This is a genomic window from Runella defluvii, from assembly GCF_014195535.1.
In the GTDB taxonomy this organism is placed as follows: Bacteria; Bacteroidota; Bacteroidia; order Cytophagales; family Spirosomataceae; genus Runella; species Runella defluvii.
In genome coordinates this window covers 1-18333 of the sequence record NZ_JACIBY010000013.1, presented here as the reverse complement: position 1 = coordinate 18333, position 18333 = coordinate 1, and the positions used below count along the sequence as shown (strand labels likewise).

Below are 18333 nucleotides of genomic sequence, written 5' to 3'. Positions count from 1 at the left end.
GGAACTTTCCCGAAACTGGTAGCGATAGTAGTAATTGAACTACCTATACGTCTTTGTTTGGGAGTATCCCGATGCAGAGATAGATTTGGGAAGAAGAAGCAAAAAATTAAAAAAGTACAAGAAGTTATGATTAAATGCGCAAAATGCCGACAAATAGATTTTGTTCAAAAATCGGGGATTGTGCGGGGAAAGCAACGTTACTTTTGTAAGGCATGCGATTATCATTTTACGCTACCCGAAGCCGTCGAAAATCGCAAAAATAAACCTCGGCATCAAGTCACGATTATTGATATTGCCAATGAGTTAGGAATTTCAAAATCGACGGTGTCGCGGGCGCTGCGGGGGCATACGGACATACACGAAGGAACGCGCAAAATGATTCTGGATTTGGCCCAACAATTGGAGTATCAGCCTAATCCTTTGGCCAATGCACTTCTGAAAAGTCGGACAAACATCGTAGGGATTCTTGTGCCAGAATTTCGGCATTACTTCTTTCCCACCGTCATCATGGGAGCGCAAGAAATTTTGTCAAAAGCAGGATATAATGTGATGATTTGCCAATCGGATGAGTCGTACGACACCGAGGTGGCTAATGTTAAAGCCTTGATGAACAGCCGAGTGGACGGTTTGCTCGTGTCGGTCACTACCCAAACCAACAACGTGGATCATTTTCGGACGGTGCTTCGGAAAGAAGTGCCTTTGGTGTTTTTTAACCGTGTTTGCCCTGAACTGGATACGCCCCAAGTCATCGTGGACGATTATGCGGGAGCGTTTCAGGCGGTGGAGCATTTGGTACAGCAAGGCTATCGACGCATTGCGCATTTGGCGGGGCCCGTGTCGTTGTTGGTCAGCCGATTACGGATGAAAGGCTACTTGGATGCCCTGCAAAAACACGGCCTGCCCGTGGACAATGAGTTGATTATTCACTACGACTTGACCGAAGAAAAAGCGCGGATTTATGCCAATTACCTGTTGAGTCTTCCGCAGCCCCCCGACGCGATTTTTGCCATCAATGACCCTACGGCCATCGAAATCATGTTGGTAGCTAAAAGCCGTGGCGTTAAAATTCCGCAAGAACTAGGCATTGTCGGTTTTAGCAACGACCCCATTTCGGCCATCATTGAGCCGCCACTTACGACCGTCGAGCAGCCCGTTTGGGAGATGGGGCGACAAGCCGCGCGGATTTTGTTGGAACAAATGGAAAACCCCCGCATCGAAACCTATCAGTTGCCTACTAGGTTGGTTGTGCGCGGGTCTTCTGTGAATTGTTGAGGTTTTTTCCCCCGCAGATTGGCGCAGATTTAACTCGCAGAATGGCGCTGATGGTAGTTCTGCGTAAATCTGCGGTTTTAAAATCTGCGAAAGTCTGCGGGGAAAACATAGTTCTCTAAAATGTGCTTTTCAAAACAGTTGAAACTCCTTGATTCCTGCAAAACCATGAGAATCTAAAATCACCAACCGAAACTTTTGCGCAACCACGGGACTGATGTCTTTGCTCCAATTGCCCATTTTTTCATCCTGCGCCAGCGTCAGCCATTGACCGTCTTTTTCGTACTGAATTTCAAAGCCTTTAATTTGAGACTTTTGATACACCGCTTCACTCACTTTAAGCTGTTTCACCGTTTGTTTAGTACCCAAATCAACTTCCAGCCAACCTTTGTTCTGAAATAAATTGAACGCCGCTTCTGACTGATAATGTACGTCTTTTCCATAATACGCCTCAAAATCGACGTCGGTACGTCGCCCCATTTTCCAGTGCGTGGCAGGGTTGTCATCAAAAGCTGCCGAGGGGTCGTGCAAAAAAGCCCCCAACGCGCTCGAAGCCGTTGCCTTTTTGCCGTACGCCAATGAATGAGTGGTTGTAAAAGGAATAATTTGCCCCAATTGCGAAGCGGGTTTATCCAACAAAAGCGTCACAATGGTAGCAATGGAATCGCGTCCCTTTTGGGGGAGTTTCAGGGTAACGTCGGTTTTCGTTTGTACGAATGAAACAGTGCTTCCGTCTAATAAAGAGGCTTTTTTGACGTTGGCTGTCATCGGCGGGAGTTTGATTTCATCGCCCGTGTTGTTCAATACATGCAAATACAATTTATTTCCTCGGTACGAACTCACGTAGTCTTTTGACGGCGTATAAATCCCCCCTTTGGTTTGGTAAACGGCTTCCGCATTTTTGTTTAGCCAATTGCCCATTTCGGTTGCCCGTGCGACAAAGTTGGGTGGAAAAACGCCCAAACTGTCGGGGCCGATGTTGAACAAAAGGTTGCCGTTTCCACCCACGCATCGAAGTAACGTATGCAGTGATTCTTTCAAACTGCGCGGCGTATCATTGAACCGCCACGCCCACTGATGCCCCATGTTGGTGCAGGTTTCCCAAGGCACAGCACCGTAGCCTGCCACAAAACCTTCGGGCGTGGCATAGTCGGCGTAAGGCCCTACCCGAGCGTGCGACTCGTCGGGATTGAAAGGTTCGAGCCGATTGTTAATGATGATTTCGGGTTGTAACGTACGCGCCAAATCAAATACTCTTTTGGGGTGAATTGGGCTGGGCGAGCCTTCGTAATCTATCCATAACAAGCTAATTTTTCCGTAGTTGGTCAACAATTCACGAACTTGTTCCTCCACCCGATCGGCAAAAATATCGTTGGTTTTGGGGTTGCGACAATCGGGGTCTTTCCAGTCGGCCACCGAAAAATACCAGCCAATGGGCATCCCCGCTTCGTGGGCCGCTTGGGCAAGTTCTTTGCAAACATCCCTTCCAAAAGGGCTGTTCATGCTATTGTAAGACGTGGTTTTGGTATCAAAAAGGCAAAAACCGTCGTGGTGCTTTGACGTCAAAACCAAGTACTTCATCCCCCCTGCCTGGGCCAACTTCACCCATTCTTTGGCGTTGAATTGCTTGGGGTTAAATCTCAAATACAACGAATCGTACTTGCTTTTACCGTAGCCATTGCGCGACCAACTGATTTCTTTTCCAATCAGTGACACAGGTCCCCAGTGGACAAACAAGCCCATTTTGGCATCTTGCCACCACTTTAGGCGCTGCTCTTTTGAACTGTTTTTTTGAGCAGTACCGTTAAAAGCAATTAGAAAAAGCAGGAGAATGACGGATGTTTTTTTCATTGAAAATGGCGTTTAACTATCGGATAATATGACCTTTTTGGGCGTAGTACAAAATGTAAGCATAACACAAAATAGGTAGCACAAAGGCAAAGCGAATGCTGTACATATCAGAAATGAGTCCCATAAGCGGAGGTACAATGGCTCCCCCTACAATGCTCATAATAATCAACGACGAACCTGTTTTGGTATAAGCCCCCAAATTTTTGATGCTTAACGTAAACAAGATGGGGTACATCACCGACGTGCAAAGCCCCACGATGGAAAGAGAAAAAATCGAAACATAACCAGTACTCAAAATAGCGACTGTAACCAGCGTAATTGCTCCCAACGCACAGGCCATCAATGCTTTGGAGGGATTTACTTTTTGCAAAAAATACGCCCCTGCCAAGCGCCCCACCAAGACCAGCGCCATAAATAAGGTAATAAACAACGCGGCTTTCTGTTCCCCTACTCCCTCAATATTCAGTGATTTAGAATAACGAATTAGAAAACTGACAATCCCGACTTCGGCACCCAAATAACAAAATACGCCCAATGCGCCCAGCACCGTATGTTTAAACTTAAAAATGGATTTTAACCGCACATTTTCTTCTCCTTCTTCATGAATGGCGGGCATTTTGATAAAAAATAACATTCCCCCCAATACCATAAACAAAGCCCCCAAACTTAGGTAAGGCATTTTGACCAATTGGGCTTCGGCGTTGAGATAATCGGCTAATTGGCTCGGGCTAAATTGCTGAACCACCGTTTCGGGCGTATCAGTCGTATGAAGCAAAAACACCGCCCCAATGTAGGGACCGATGGTAGCGCCTACCGAACCCACCGCCGCCGCCAAACTCAGCCGACCCGAGGCTTTTTCGGGATCACCCAAAACCGAGACATAAGGTGTGGCGGTCACTTCCAGAAAGGTGAAACCTGCGGCCATGATAAACAAAGCGGCCAAAAAAAGCGGATAAAAGCGGGTTTCGGCCGCTGGGAAAAATAAAAATGCGCCTAATGCCGCCATGAAAAGACCCGTAATCATGCCTGCCCGATACCCAAACCGACGGATGTATTGGCCCACGGGTAAGGCCAACAAAAAATACCCACCAAAAAAAGCCGACTGCACCAGCGACGACTGAAAATCAGTCAATTGACAAGCTCTTTTGAGGTGCGGAATGAGGACATCGTTGATGTTTCGGCTTAAATTCCAGATAAACATCAGGCTCATGACCACCAAAAGTGGTATCAAAAATTGATTGCGATTTTTCACTTTAGGCATTCATTATAGTGTCAGGTAAGTTTCTTTGAAATTTGCCCGCAGATGTGCGCAGATTGAAAGTCGCAGATGGGCGCAGAATAATGGCTTCTTTCAGTCCTTTTTCAGCGAAAATCTGCGTTTGTAATTCTGCGGTTTTCTGCGGGTAAAAAATTAAAACTACTTGCTAACTTCATTTAGCATAAAAATAGGTTTCATTTCCGCCCAATGTTCGTCGGGTTTCGCATCGGCCAACCGTTGTTGAAAGCCCGCCATAAAAGCCGCCCACTCTGGCTGTCGAGGCATTTTACCAATGGCTTCAAACGCCGTATTCACGTCAATGCCTTCTTCGGTTTCGACAATCATAAACAGCCGCGTCCCAATGCGATAGATTTGCATGTCCACAATTCCGCCCGCTCTGATTCCTCGGGGAATTTCGGGCCAAATGTGTTCGGGCTGATGAAAGTATTCGTACTGGGCAATGAGTTCGTCGTCGTCTTTCAAATCGAGCGCCAAACAAGTTCTGTGTGTGTTCATCTTCGTTATTTTTTATAGCCCAACTCAGCTCCCCCGCTTACGGGCATGATACAGCCCGTTACAAACCGAGCGGCCTCAGAAACCAAAAACACCGCCACATCCGCAATGACGTCGCCTTCAGGACAGTAGCCAAGGGCGTGAATGTTGTCCAAATAATTCTCAATGGCCACTGGATTAGGCTGTTGGGTTGCCCAATCTCGTAGCATGGGCGTCCATACACCCGCAGGACAAATGGCGTTGACCCTAATGCCAAAAGGAGCATAATCCAAGGCCATGGCTTTGGTCAGGGCGCTCATACCGCCTTTGGTAGCCACGTACGCCGCGTGATTTTCCTGCCCCATCGTTCCCACCATGCTGGAGGTATTTAAAATACAGCCCTTGGTCGCTTTCAGGGCTTCGATGCCATAACGGGTCGTCCAATACACACTTTTCAGGTTGATAGAAAACAAGCTATCCCATTCGTTTTCGGTGGTTTGGTCGAGCGGTTTTGAAGGACTGGCAATCCCAGCATTGTTATGTATCACATCTATTTTTCCAAACCGAGTAATGGCCGTTTCAATCGCTGATTTTACGTCCGCTTCCTGTTGCACGTCTCCCACAAAACCAGCGTGTTCATTGCCCAAGCGGCTCATTAACTGATTCAAAGAAGTCTCGTTTTTGTCCATCACCAAAACCCGAGCACCCGCCTTTACATACGCTTCAGCACAAGCTTCGCCAATGCCCGAAGCACCTCCCGTGAGAAAAATTACTTTATGGGTCAATAGTGTCATGTTTTTGGTGGCTTAGGGTTTCAAATCACTGCTGCTGCCTGCTTCCTGCGGCACTTGATAATAGCCTTCAACGATGTTGGCAGGATGCACAAAATAGGAGCGTAAATGCGGAATATGCTCTAAAAACAGGTTTTCGTGCCCCATTCCGATGTGATTAAAAAGCACCAAATGCTGATGAATCTGCCCCATATCTCCGACGTGTGGCAACACTGGGATATTGAATTTTTTGGCCAATAAACTAATCGTCAAAAACTCCGAAATACCCCCTACGCGCACGGCATCTACTTGACAAAAATCCATGGCTTTGGCTTGCAGAAAGTTCTTAAAAATCACCTTGTTGGGAATATGCTCACCCGTGGCTACTTTGAAAGGGGCGATGGCTCGGGCAATGGCTTGGTGCCCAAAAACATCATCAGGGTGCGTGGGTTCTTCAATCCAATACGGGTTGATGCTGCCCAGCCGCCGACAAATATCCAAGGCTTGCGGTACATTCCATTTTTGGTTGGCATCCAGCATGATGGTGGCGGCCTCTCCCGCCGTTTGCCGAATCAACGTGGCTCGGCGGAGGTCACGGAGAGGGTCATCAGAACCTACTTTGAGTTTAAGCGCCGTAAAACCTTTGTCGAGGGCCTGTTTGGTTTTTTCAACGATAAGTTCATCCGAAAAATTAAACCAACCGACCGACGTATCGTAGCCTTTGTAGCCAGTCGTGAGTACCGAATTTCTATTTTCTCTCGTTTTGTATTGCTCAGTGAGTAATTGAATGGCTTGCTCGCGGGTGAGCTCGTCTTCTAAATAACTCAAATCCAACGTATTGACAAGCTCTTCGGGCGATAAGTCCAGCAATAGTTTCCAAAGAGGAACCTGACGCGATTTTGCCCAAAGGTCGTAGCACGCGTTGACAATCGCGGCCAATGCCAAATGAACAACCCCTTTGTGCGGCCCCAACCAACGGTAAGAAGGGGAGTCAACCAGTGAGCGATAGGTCGTCCCGAAGTTGGCCATTAAGGCTTCAATCTCCTGACCTACCAGTTTTTCGGATAAAAATTGAATGGCTTGGCAAACCAACTCAGTGCCCGCCCCTAAGGTAAAAGCCAACCCTATTCCTTCCAGAGAGGTATCGGTTTTTAACACACAAACCGCATAGGCATATTGGGGATTGGTGTGGGTTGCATCGGAACCCGACCCATTGGGGAGGTCGAAACGTCGGTCAAGTACCTGAATCGCAGAGATAACCATAACGGTTGTGAGGATATAGTGGTTTCTATTTCTTTAACGAATTACTTCCTTCTCAACGTTTTCTGATTTTGACAAAGCCTTTATTCTGAAACGACTTGTTGTCTGAACGCATTTCTACTTTCAGGATGGAGCTTGTTCCTTTATCAATCTGGCCCGTTCGGTTGATAAAAAACACGTTCTCTTTGGGTTTTCGTTGGATAAATTCCTGCAATGTATTGGGGTCTTTATCAAAAATAATTTCCGCTTTTTCTACCCACATCCCCGTCACGCTGACGGCATTGGTAAAACTTACTTCGTATTGGCCTGGGGCGGTAATGTACTTTCCTAAATCGATACTCATTTGGCCTTTACCGTTGACAAAATCTTTGGTATCCCATTCCTGCAAAATAGTGTACTCTTTGGCTTCTTTCTCCGCTTTTGGGAGTTCAAAGCCAGTTACGTAATAGGCCGCCAAACTCCGAATTAGGGGAGTGCCTTTGTGTTCGGTTACTTTTAACTTTATCGCCGTGACTTCAACATCGTCGAAATAATCAATTTTAGTCACCCCAATTGAGCTACCTGTGGTCAGTTTTTCCCACTTGTTTTTGGTAAGTCCCCACACTTCATATTTTCTGATTCGGTGGCCTTGTCGGTAGTCTTCTTTTAATAGCAAGTGATTGATTTTCGTTGGTTTTTCGAGCGACAAGACGGCTTCTTTCGCGGCTTTGTTGTTTAGTTCTGCCAAGGGACGCTCAAACCTACGGTTGATTTCTGCCCCAAATTCAGCATATCTTTTTACATCTCCCGCTGGGATAAGCCCCGTTGTATCGGGGTTAGAGTTGAGCAGTAACGTACCTCCGTGGCCAACCGATTTGTAAAAAATCTCCATCAACTCGTCCACCGAGCGGCGTTTGGCTTCGTTTTTGGGCGACCAAAACCAATTATGGTTGTACAAAGTAACATCGGCCTCCAAAGGCGCCCAAACATCGCCGTCGGGGTCATCGTCGTATTGGGTTGCTACCCCCGACTTTAAGACCTTTCCTTGGAGCGAATTCCAAACGGGATAATGAAGGATGCCGCTTTCGGTGCCTGGCCAGCGGATGGTGGCATCTGAGCCCTGGAAAATGACCGCTTTGGAGGCATATTTTTGTAAAATATCGCTCACGGGCACTTTACACGAGCCATCAAACCATACTTCGAGCATCTCGCCATAATTGGCCAATACCTCGGTGAGTTGTTGTCTGAAAATTTTGTTGTACGCTTCCTGTTTGGAAGGGTCTTTGGTGATTCCTCCACTTCCAAGCCCCGCGCCCCATTTGATGTCGCCAGGGTAGATGTAGATACCCAAGTTTAAACCCGCTTTTTTGCAGGAAACTGCTAAGTCTTTTATCAAATCCCCTTTGCCGTTTTTCCACGGAATATTCCTAACGCAATACTCTGTGGTGTGGGTAGGCCACCAACAAAAACTACCCGCATGTTTGGCCACAAAAATGATTTCTTTAGCGCCCCACGATTTGGCCACACGGCACCATTGGTCGGTGTCGAGTTGGGTAGGATTGATGCGGGAAATGTCAAATTCGCCCGTTTCGTCGTACTCTTGACCGAGCCAAGTTGCCACCCCAAAGTGGACAAACATAATGCGTCCCTGTTCCTGCCATTTGTACTGAACAGCCGAAGGTTTAGCCAACTGTTGTGCCGAGACTTGTACATGGGCAAATAGGCAAAGGATGATAAAAAGCTTTTTCATTGAAAATGAGAATAGGTAAGTCAAAGGAATTGCACAAAATAATGGGCGATTTTTGGCAAAAACCTATTTTTGGTTGCTATTTATCAATACTATATTTGCAAAAACCAGCCACCCCTGCAAAAATGAAAGCTACCTATACCCTTTTGCCCGATTTTACTACGGCTCAAAAGCCCTTTGTAGTGAAGCAAATTGTACGGTCGTCGTTTGCTACCGACTTCCACTTTCACAATGAATGTCAGCTGGTTTATATTTTATCGGGTGCTGGTACTCGGATTATCGGGGGAACCATCGAACGTTTTGAGTGCGGGGATTTAACTTTTGTTGGCCCCAATGTCCCTCACGTATGGTACAGTGAATTTAACGCTGCAAGCGAGCACGAGCCTGCGGTGTCAGTGGCTTTGTACATCAATCCCACTACACTGACGGAATACCTGAAGCCTTTTGTGGACACAAAGTTGTTGGAAGAGTTTTTTGTGCAGTCTAAAAAAGGAATTAGCTTTTCTGGGAAGAAAAAGGAGCGGATTATTGGCTATTTGCAGGACATGTTAGAAAGTAAGAATATGCAGTTGTTGGCCTCTTTCTTACAGATTATGGTGCTTTTGCTTGACCCCGAAGACATGATTTGGCTCAATAGAGCCCCTTTGCTTTCTACGTTTACGGATAAAAATCAGAACCGCGTTTCGCGATTGATGGAGTATATTCAGCAGAACTTCAGGGAAGACATTACCATTGAGCAGGCTGCTTCGGTGGCAGGGTTACAATTGCATTCGTTTTGCCGTTTCTTTAAAAACCTTACTTACCGTACTTTTTCAGATTTTTTAAACGAAGTACGCATCGCCTTTGCCTGTCAGCTTTTACAGCAAACCGACTTACCGATTACGCAAGTAGCTTTTGAAAGTGGTTACAGTAACGTGTCGTATTTCAACCGTTCGTTCAAAAAAATACACCAACGTACACCCAGGGAATTTCGGGCTCAGATGAGTACTTTACGTTAAATTGCTTTTTTTATCCATTTTTTCCCCGCAGATTGGCGCAGATGGAATACCCTCAGAATAGCGCTGATAGTAGTCTGCGACCAACTGCGGTTTTAAATCTGCGTGCATCTGCGGGGAAAAGTTTAGCCAGCAATAACGCCCAAACGTTGACCCACTTTCACGAACGCTTCGACGGCGCGCTGCAAGTGCTCTGGCTCGTGGCCTGCCGAAATCTGTACCCGAATCCGCGCTTTGCCTTTGGGAACGACGGGATAGAAGAAGCCAATGACATAAATGCCTTCTTCCAATAGCTGCTTGGCAAACTCCTGCGCCAAGGGTGCATCGTACAACATAATGGGCACGATGGGGTGTTCGCCTGGCAAAATATCAAAACCTGCGGCCGTCATGGCCTCTCTGAAATAACGGGTATTGGCTTCGAGTTTATCACGCAGGGCCGTCGATTGGCGCAACAATTCCAATACTTTGAGCGAAGCACCCACAATGGATGGCGCGAGGGTATTGGAAAACAAATACGGCCGCGAACGCTGACGAAGCAATTCGACGATTTCTTTACGGGCCGCCGTAAAACCGCCCGACGCGCCCCCCAAGGCTTTGCCGTAGGTGCCAGTGATGATGTCGATACGGCCTAACACGCCTTTGTGTTCGGGCGTTCCGCGACCAGTTTTGCCCATAAAACCGCTGGCGTGGCATTCGTCCACCATCACCAATGCGTGGTATTGGTCGGCCAAGTCGCAAATTTTATCCAATTGCGCAATGGTGCCATCCATCGAAAATACGCCATCGGTGACAATCAATCGGCGGCGGCACGAGGCACTAGCGCGGAGTTGTGCCTCCAAATCCTCCATGTTGTTGTGCTGATAGCGGAAACGTTTGGCTTTGCACAAACGAATCCCGTCGATGATGGATGCGTGGTTGAGTTCGTCGGAGATGATGGCATCTTCTTCTCCCAACAACGGCTCAAAAACCCCACCGTTGGCATCAAACGCAGCGGCGTACAAAATACAATCTTCGGCTCCCACAAAAGCCGCCGTTTGGCGCTCAAGTTCTTTGTGAATGTCTTGCGTACCACAAATAAACCGTACCGACGAAAGGCCAAAGCCGTGGGTTTCGAGGGCTTCGTGAGCGGCCTTAATTACCTCTGGATGAGACGACAAACCCAAGTAATTGTTGGCACAAAAATTTAGTACTTCGCTGCCATTCTGAACAGTAATTTCGGCCGATTGGGGCGATACAATGATTCGTTCTGATTTATAAAGCCCTGCTTCTTTGAGGGCGTCTAGTTCCTGTTGGAGTTCGTTTTTGATGCTTGCGTACATACGTTTAGATAACTTTTTCGGTGAGGTGGGTAATCATTTCTTTCGTCATTTTGGGCAAATCGAAGCGGGGTTTCCAGCCCCAATCGCGCCGCGCGACCGAATCGTCAATGGTTTTGGGCCACGAATCGGCAATCGCTTGACGGAAATCGGGTTTGTAGTCAACCTGAAAATCAGGAAAATACGTCTGAATAGAAGCGGCTACTTGGGCGGGGGTAAAGCTCATTCCCGCCAAATTGTACGACGTCCGTACCGTGATGGCCGCTTCGGGGGCTTCCATCAATTCCAACGTAGCACGGAGGGCATCGTCCATGTAAATCATGGGCAACAAGGTATCAGCCGCTAAAAAACACTCGAAGCGGTTGCCTTGAATGGCTTCGTGGTAAATGGCAACGGCGTAGTCGGTAGTGCCTCCTCCTGGCATGGATTGGTAGCTAATGACGCCTGGGTAGCGCAACGAGCGCACATCGAGGCCATAGCGTTTGTGGTAATAAACCGACCAGTTTTCGGCGGCCACTTTGCTGATGCCATACACCGTCGAGGGGTCGAGAAGGGCCGATTGAGGCGTTTCGTACTTGGGGGCTTGCGTGCCAAAAGCCGCAATGGAACTCGGCACAAATACTTTGTTGACTTGGTGGAGGCGAGCTACTTCCAATACATTGAGCAGGGTCTGCATGTTGAGGTTCCACGCCCAAAGCGGGTCGGCTTCGCCTTTGGCCGAAAGAATCGCCGCCAAATGATAGATTTGAGTAACGCGGTAACGCTGCACAACGCTGGCGAGCATCGTGGCGTCGGTGGCGTCTAGGCGTTCAAAAATCGCTTGTTGGTTTTCTCCCGCTCGGAGGTCACTTGCGATGACATTCTCCCAGCCGTAGAGGCGTTGTAAATGAGGCAACAATGCCGTTCCAATCTGACCATTTGCGCCAATCACTAAAATCGTTTCCTGTTTCATAACTGTGGCGTTTTAGCTGATTTTTAACTTTTGATGAAGTGTAATTAACGGCACAAAGTTATATAGGCACTACTATTGACGTATATATTCCAATAAAATCCATTAATTTTACTGAGCATCATTGTTTTTAAAGAAAATTTCGCTAAACAGGATTTAATTGAGATAGGATAAAAAGAAAATTTTATGGCACTCGAATCGCTCGATGATATTGACAAAAAACTTCTACGGCTTTTGCAGGCCGACGCCAAGCTCACAACCAAAGAATTGGCCGCCCGATTGGGCCTTACCCTGTCGCCCGTTTATGAACGAATCAGGCGTTTGGAACAGCTTGGGTTTATCAAACAGTACGTGGCTATTTTGGACAAAGACTTGCTTGGGCAGCCGATTACCATCTTTTGCCAAGTATCGATGCGTTACCACGACAAAGCGTTTATTGAGAGTTTTGAAGAAGAAATTCAAAAATTAGAAGAAGTACAGGAATGTTACCACATGGCGGGGCAAGTGGATTTCTTGTTAAAAATCAACGTAGGGAGTTTGGACGAATACCATAACTTTGTCCGAAACAAATTATCAAAAATTGAAAATATAGGTACGCTCAATAGTACCTTTTCACTAAAAGTCATCAAGCACAGTTGGAGTTATACGGTGAAGTAACTTCACACTAAAAAACAACGTATGAACATGAAACGATTAGTCAAACCATTTCTATACGCCACGGTGGTAATGCTGATGAGCGTGAGTTGCGAACGAAAAGACCCCTGCGACGACGGCTCTTGCTGTGGTTCCTCTGGCCAAAAGCTAAGCTACATCAAAACTGTAGAAAATGCACGGGCTGATGTAGGTTTTGGCGGTTTAATTATTGAAAATGTAGAAGGTGAACCTCTAATTTGTTATCAGCAAGAATCTTTGTATGACGGTAAGTTACAACAAAGCTATAATTTTTATACAGGAAATCCTCAGCCCTTCAAATACCGAGTTTGGGGGAGATTGTATAGCTGTGATAGCTGTCCTAGTGCTGTAATAGGGACATTGAAATATTTCCATATTGACAAAATCGAGAAAGTCAACTAAATCTTCAAAACCGTAAAATAGCGCCCAATACTCCCTTTAACTTATCTAGTATGTAAGAAAACTAATTACCCCTCACAGCCAAATACTCAGCTTTTTATATACTTACACAATTACCGCTTACTAAATCGTTAAAAAAATAATATTTACTTTAAAAACATAGTAGGTATCTTTGGCCATCCATCCACCCTTTTACATGATGCTGCCTATGAAACACCCTTCATTATAGTAACAAAAAATTTCACACTAAAAAACAACGTATGAACATGAAACGATTAGTTATTCCCTCCTTAGGGGCTAAGGGGCTCCTCTACGCCGCCGCTGTGCTACTCCTGACAGAAGGCTGCTTTTCCAGCCCCTTTAAAAGCCGAACAACCACCGTCTTTGGTACAGTGACCGATAACGATACTAAATTGCCTGTAGATAGTGTGCAAATTATGATTACTGGAGGAAAAGGGGGAGTTGCTTCTAATGCCGATGAACTCAAGATAATTTATACTGATAAACAAGGCTACTACTCTACCACGATTGATGTTCCTAATAGTTATCACAAAATAACTGTACTAAATAGGTATTTTGATAAATTAAAGTACACTTTGAAATATCGTGGTTATTTTTCTTACAAAGACCGCAATCGAATAGATTATTGTTGTCCTGCAGAAATTGGTTCAAAAACGCAGTACGATTTCATGATGCTTCCCAAATAAAATCAAATTTTAAATTTCAATGTTATGAAAAAAGTATTTAAAAATTCATTGCGAGTTGTTAATACCCTTCTCCTTATTGGGCTGTCTTTTATATCTATGGTGTCAGCTTCGGCTCAAAAAGACAAAGATACCTACCAAAAACAGATAGACGAGCATATCAATTGATCATCCACCCTTTTACACGCTGCTGCCTATGAAATACCCTTCATTCTAGTAACAAAAAATTCACACTAAAAAAACAACGTATGAACATGAAACGATTAGTCAAACCATTTCTATACGCCACGGCAGTGATGCTGGTGAGCGTAAGTTGCGAAAAAAAAGACCCCACTTCCTGTGGGTCAAGTGATAACAAATTCAGGTACATTAAAAGTATTAAAAATGCACGGGCTGATTTATATCAAAGTGCTGGGTTTGTGATAGAAGGAGAAGGTACGCGCTTTATTTGTCCCTCTCAATTGGAAAAGTTCTCTACTTATGAGAATACTTATATACTTAATCAACCTCAGCCTTTTAAATACCGTATTTGGGGACGAGCATTTAATTGCGATTCTTGCCCTACGTTAGTGGCTGGACCATCTCCGTTTATTGTAATTGACAAAATTGAAAAAATTGACTAAACAGCTATCATTATGAGAAATACGATAATATTTTATTTTTTATTCTTAGTCTATGGAGAAAAATAACTAATTGCTCAAACAGGCAGCGTTTCGCAGTACCAGCCCAAATACCTGCGTGAAAACAACAGGTCTTTCAAAGCCCTTACCAAAACCGCTACTCCCGACGGCTGGATCGAGTTCAAGGCCGAAGCCAGAATTTGTGCTCAGACAGCGCGCCCAATATCTTAGAATTGTACCCCAATCCAACGGGAAGAAAAGTAATCGTTCAGTACTGCCGTCCGAATGGAGACTTCAAAAAAATCATTTCGAGGAAGTTTTTGATTATTAAATAATATTTTTAGTTTACATAAAAAAGACGATTCTTTTGAGGAATCGCCTTTTTATATAGCCATTATAATAGTTATTTTTTTACTCTACCACAATACGCTTCACAGTGCCGTCTTCGTTCTGAACAACACTGATAAAATAAGTGCCTTTGACGTTTTTACCCAAATCCAATTGACCTACGTAATCGCCCGTAAAATCTTTCACTTCTTTTTTGGCGATTTGTTTGCCTTTGGTGTCAGTTACCGAGATGGTCACGTCGCCTTTGGCGGGGGCATAAAAACGAACGTTCAATTCATTTTTTTCGGGGTTATTAGGATACGCCTCTAGGCCACGGATAGAAGCAGGTTTTCCTGCGCCGCTGATGTTGATGTCGCCGTGCCAAAACTCCTTGAATTTGGGTTCAAAATCGCGGCTCCATTCTTCCATATTACGTTCTAATTTACGCATCTGAGGCTCAATCCGCTTTTCAACCCGCTGCATACGGTCGGCAAAGGCTTCGTCGTCAAACTTAAACTCGTACGTACGTTCGCTTTTGCGGTCACCATTGCGCTCGCGTCGGTCAGACGGCTGCTCGTAGCGATAAATTTGCACGTCGCGTTTGCGGCCATCTTTTGGGATAACGGTAATCTGTTCTTGGTTGCCCCAACGTTCTCTGTCACGTAACACGCTCGACCCTTCCTCAATTTCAACGCTTAAACGGCGATTGGCGGCGGCTTTGCTGTCGTTGCGAAGCGAATCCATGATGGTTTTCACTTTCTTCTCGCGTTCTTCTTCCGAAAGGCCGTTGTACGTATAAGTCCGCTCAAACGTTTCTACTTTACCGTCTTTCTCCTCCGACATCCGCACGCGAATCGTCACTTTGTCTTTGTCGGCGGCTTTTTCTTCTTTTTTAACGTCTTGCGACATTGCCGTAGTGGCTACTCCCAGCCCTACTACCAGCGCAAAAAAAGTCATGTTTGTTTTCATAGGATTGCTTGGTTGTTAATTGGTGAATTGGCTCCGAAAGTTCGGCAACTTTCAGACGTTGACCGTGTTAAAGTTTCTTAAAATGTGTTAAAGGGTTGACCGAATTGCGTTATTTTGAATGCACAATCGACGGATACGTTTAGAAGGTCGGGGTTGGGAAACGAAACGTTGCATGAGTTGGAAAAAAAATGATGACGAAACAAAAAATACGCTTATTGATTTCTCTGATGGGGCTGGCGGCGCTCAGTCTGATGGGGTTTCAATGGTATTGGATTACGAGTGCGTTGGCGTTGCGCAATGAGCAGTTTGAACTCAAAGTCTCGGATGCGTTGCAGGATGTCGTCCGTAAATTGGAAAAACAGGAAATCATTTATTTGATTCGACAACGCGAGGAAATCGAACAGCAGCAGCGTAAACTGGAAGCGCTGAATAAGAACCGTTTGGCCCAAAAAACCCAAACCCCCAAGCACCGACTGCCCGACGAATATACGGCTTCGGCGGGGCGAGATGGCAACCTGACGGGCACCAACCCGACCGATGCACTGACGCCGCGCAATCGGTCGATGACTGATTTTCAGGCCAATCTTATCAATGAAATTTTACGACAACGCAACGACGAATTGCCGCATATTGAGCGGTTTTTGCGGATTCACGCCGAACAAGAACGGATGTTTGAAGCGTGGTTTGACCAAATGGGGCGGGTACTAATACCCGCTGATACGCTCGGCAATAGTTCGGTAATGATGACAGTACGCTCGTCGGTGCAAAAAGCCCGTCACCCCCTCGAAAAAAGGGCAATACGTGACGAAAACGAGGCAAAATCAAAAACGCTGGCTTCGCAGACTGATTTGCTGAAAGATGTATTCAAAGACCTGCTGTTTAGCAAACGCCCGATGGAACAGCGCGTAAACCGTTTGATGATTGATTCGTTGTTGAAAAAATCGTTGGCCGAACGCGGCATTGGGCTGCCTTATGAATTTGCGATTCAAAACAACAATCAGTCGAATGTGCTGTTCTCAACCGTTGCTTACCGCCCCGACACGACGGGGAGCGAGCTGTTTCGGGCGAGTTTATTTCCCAACGAAATCAATACGCTGCCGAGTCAGTTACTGGTTTATTTTCCCGAACGGCAAGCGTTTATTTTACAAAATATGAGCTTTACGCTGATTAGCTCCGCGTTGTTATTATTGGTGATTTTGGGATGTTTTTACGTGGCCGTGACGACCATTTTGAAGCAGAAAAAACTCTCGGATGTCAAAAATGATTTTATCAACAACATGACCCACGAGTTCAAAACACCGCTTTCGACGATTTCGTTGGCCGTGAGCATGGCCCGCGAACAAGTGGAAACGCCGCAAAGTGAAAAAGCCAAAATCCAGCGGTATTTGGGCATCATTCGAGACGAAACGCAGCGCTTGGGCGGGCACGTAGAGAAGGTATTACAAATGGCGCTGCTCGATCGCGGCGAAATCAAACTCAAACCTACCGTGGTGAACATCCATGATGTGATTGAGAAAGTGCTCAACAATTTGGGTGTACAATTGGAGCAACGCGAGGGCGAAATCGAACTGAGTTTTGAGGCCACCAATGAATTGGTAGAAGCCGACGAGTTGCACCTGACCAATATTTTGACCAACCTGCTGGATAACGCCAACAAGTACTCGCCCGAAGCGCCTCACATTGCTGTTGGCACCCACAACGACGATGATTTTGTCTATGTAAGCGTAAGCGACCAAGGGCGCGGAATGACCAAAGAGCAACAAACCAAAATTTTTGACCCTTTCTACCGCGTTCCGACGGGAAATATTCACGATGTGAAAGGCTTTGGCCTTGGCCTTAGCTACGTCAAAAAGATGGTGGAAGCGCACGGCGGAGCTATCGACGTGGAAAGTAAACTAGGAAAAGGAAGTACATTTACTGTAAAATTGCCATTGAAACATGACTAAACCACCCATCACCCGCATTCTTTTGACCGAAGATGACCCGAATTTGGGGCAACTTTTACAAGAATACCTCATCAGTAAAGGCTATAAAACAGAATTAGCCACCGACGGGAATGCGGGGTTAAAGGCATTTTTAGAGGGGACGTACGATTTATGTTTGTTTGATGTAATGATGCCCAAAAAAGACGGGTTTTCATTGGCCAAAGAAATTCGCCTGACCGACAAAGACGTGCCCATCATTTTTCTGACGGCCAAAAGCATGAAAGAAGATACAATCCAGGGTTTTAAAGTAGGCGCCGACGACTACATCACCAAGCCATTTAGTATGGAAGAATTGCTGCTTCGGATTCAGGCAGTACTGCGTCGTTATCAAAAAACAACTTTTACGTTGGAGGCTCAGCCGAGTGTGTTTCAACTGGGAAGTTATACGTTCGACGCAGACCATCAATTACTCACGAGAAACGGCGTTCCTCAGAAGCTGACGAGCAAAGAATCAGGTTTGTTGAAGTTGTTTTGCGAAAATAAAAACCAACCCATCAACCGCAGTTTTGCGTTAAAATTGATTTGGGGAGATGATTCTTACTTCAATGCCCGAAGCATGGATGTCTATATTACCAAGCTACGAAAATACCTCAAAGACGACCCTGCGCTTCAAATTATGAACCTCCACGGCGAAGGGTTTAAGTTGTTGGAAGATGTATAAGGTTTTAGACCTATAAGGTTTTTGAAACCTACCCGATATACACATCTTTTTAAAGTTCTTTGACATATTGTATCTTAGTGATAAAAATGGTTGTTGAAAAACGGTTAGAC

Annotated in this window: 18 protein-coding genes; 9 read left to right on the top strand and 9 right to left on the bottom strand. The window is 45.7% G+C overall.

Annotated features, from left to right (window positions below; genetic code table 11):
• Window positions 1-126 precede the first annotated feature (126 nt).
• Window positions 127-1272, top strand: coding sequence for a LacI family DNA-binding transcriptional regulator (locus tag FHS57_RS24020; protein ID WP_183978156.1), 1146 nt, complete (start codon window positions 127-129; stop codon window positions 1270-1272).
• Window positions 1273-1401: 129 nt separating this feature from the next.
• On the opposite strand, the gene FHS57_RS24015 is transcribed toward FHS57_RS24020, so the two are convergent.
• The 6 genes from FHS57_RS24015 to FHS57_RS23990 all read right to left on the bottom strand — a co-directional run bounded on the left by FHS57_RS24015 (window position 1402) and on the right by FHS57_RS23990 (window position 8629).
• Window positions 1402-3120, bottom strand: coding sequence for an alpha-L-fucosidase (locus FHS57_RS24015; RefSeq protein ID WP_183978154.1), 1719 nt, complete (start codon window positions 3118-3120; stop codon window positions 1402-1404).
• Window positions 3121-3136: 16 nt separating this feature from the next.
• Window positions 3137-4381, bottom strand: coding sequence for an L-fucose:H+ symporter permease (gene fucP / locus FHS57_RS24010; protein WP_183978152.1), 1245 nt, complete (start codon window positions 4379-4381; stop codon window positions 3137-3139).
• A 156-nt stretch (window positions 4382-4537) separates the two neighbouring features.
• Window positions 4538-4894 carry an L-rhamnose mutarotase gene (locus FHS57_RS24005; RefSeq protein WP_183978150.1) on the bottom strand — a complete coding sequence of 119 codons (357 nt, stop codon included), beginning with the start codon at window positions 4892-4894 and terminating at the stop codon, window positions 4538-4540.
• Between the two features lie 5 nt (window positions 4895-4899).
• The gene (locus tag FHS57_RS24000) at window positions 4900-5664 is read right to left on the bottom strand and encodes an SDR family NAD(P)-dependent oxidoreductase (RefSeq protein ID WP_183978148.1); all 765 of its coding nucleotides are present in this window, start codon (window positions 5662-5664) and stop codon (window positions 4900-4902) included.
• A gap of 12 nt (window positions 5665-5676) precedes the next feature.
• On the bottom strand, window positions 5677-6903 hold the full coding sequence (locus FHS57_RS23995; protein WP_183978146.1) for an enolase C-terminal domain-like protein: 1227 nt from the start codon (window positions 6901-6903) through the stop codon (window positions 5677-5679).
• A 52-nt stretch (window positions 6904-6955) separates the two neighbouring features.
• Complete coding sequence (locus FHS57_RS23990) at window positions 6956-8629, bottom strand: alpha-L-fucosidase (RefSeq protein ID WP_183978144.1); 1674 nt, start codon at window positions 8627-8629, stop codon at window positions 6956-6958.
• Window positions 8630-8751: 122 nt separating this feature from the next.
• Between FHS57_RS23990 and FHS57_RS23985 the strand changes: the two genes are divergently transcribed.
• Window positions 8752-9624, top strand: a complete 873-nt coding sequence (locus FHS57_RS23985; RefSeq protein ID WP_183978142.1) for a helix-turn-helix domain-containing protein — start codon at window positions 8752-8754, stop codon at window positions 9622-9624.
• A gap of 122 nt (window positions 9625-9746) precedes the next feature.
• Here the strand turns inward: FHS57_RS23985 and kbl are convergent, their stop codons facing one another.
• The gene (gene kbl / locus FHS57_RS23980) at window positions 9747-10940 is read right to left on the bottom strand and encodes a glycine C-acetyltransferase (RefSeq protein WP_183978140.1); all 1194 of its coding nucleotides are present in this window, start codon (window positions 10938-10940) and stop codon (window positions 9747-9749) included.
• Between the two features lie 4 nt (window positions 10941-10944).
• Window positions 10945-11889, bottom strand: coding sequence for an NAD-dependent epimerase/dehydratase family protein (locus tag FHS57_RS23975; RefSeq protein ID WP_183978138.1), 945 nt, complete (start codon window positions 11887-11889; stop codon window positions 10945-10947).
• Between the two features lie 183 nt (window positions 11890-12072).
• Here FHS57_RS23975 and FHS57_RS23970 point away from each other — a divergent pair, with 183 nt between their 5' ends.
• The 5 genes from FHS57_RS23970 (at window position 12073) to FHS57_RS23950 (ending at window position 14284) form a co-directional block, all read left to right on the top strand.
• Window positions 12073-12543, top strand: a complete 471-nt coding sequence (locus FHS57_RS23970) for an Lrp/AsnC family transcriptional regulator (protein ID WP_122932620.1) — start codon at window positions 12073-12075, stop codon at window positions 12541-12543.
• 27 nt (window positions 12544-12570) lie between these two features.
• Window positions 12571-12960 (top strand): hypothetical protein, encoded by a 390-nt coding sequence (locus FHS57_RS23965; RefSeq protein WP_183978136.1) that lies wholly within the window; start codon window positions 12571-12573, stop codon window positions 12958-12960.
• A 263-nt stretch (window positions 12961-13223) separates the two neighbouring features.
• On the top strand, window positions 13224-13664 hold the full coding sequence (locus FHS57_RS23960; RefSeq protein ID WP_183978134.1) for an Ig-like domain-containing protein: 441 nt from the start codon (window positions 13224-13226) through the stop codon (window positions 13662-13664).
• A 24-nt stretch (window positions 13665-13688) separates the two neighbouring features.
• Entirely contained in the window at window positions 13689-13829 is a 141-nt protein-coding gene (locus FHS57_RS23955; RefSeq protein ID WP_164490139.1) for a hypothetical protein, read from the top strand.
• An 86-nt stretch (window positions 13830-13915) separates the two neighbouring features.
• Window positions 13916-14284 carry a hypothetical protein gene (locus FHS57_RS23950; protein ID WP_183978132.1) on the top strand — a complete coding sequence of 123 codons (369 nt, stop codon included), beginning with the start codon at window positions 13916-13918 and terminating at the stop codon, window positions 14282-14284.
• Between the two features lie 408 nt (window positions 14285-14692).
• Here FHS57_RS23950 and FHS57_RS23945 read toward each other — a convergent pair whose 3' ends face one another.
• Window positions 14693-15577 carry a T9SS type A sorting domain-containing protein gene (locus tag FHS57_RS23945; protein ID WP_183978130.1) on the bottom strand — a complete coding sequence of 295 codons (885 nt, stop codon included), beginning with the start codon at window positions 15575-15577 and terminating at the stop codon, window positions 14693-14695.
• A gap of 188 nt (window positions 15578-15765) precedes the next feature.
• On the opposite strand from FHS57_RS23945, the gene FHS57_RS23940 reads away from it, so the two are divergent.
• Together FHS57_RS23940 and FHS57_RS23935 are read left to right on the top strand one after the other, a co-directional pair.
• On the top strand, window positions 15766-17523 hold the full coding sequence (locus tag FHS57_RS23940) for a sensor histidine kinase (protein ID WP_229601442.1): 1758 nt from the start codon (window positions 15766-15768) through the stop codon (window positions 17521-17523).
• 7 nt (window positions 17524-17530) lie between these two features.
• Window positions 17531-18223, top strand: coding sequence for a response regulator transcription factor (locus tag FHS57_RS23935; protein WP_183978407.1), 693 nt, complete (start codon window positions 17531-17533; stop codon window positions 18221-18223).
• Window positions 18224-18333 lie beyond the last annotated feature (110 nt).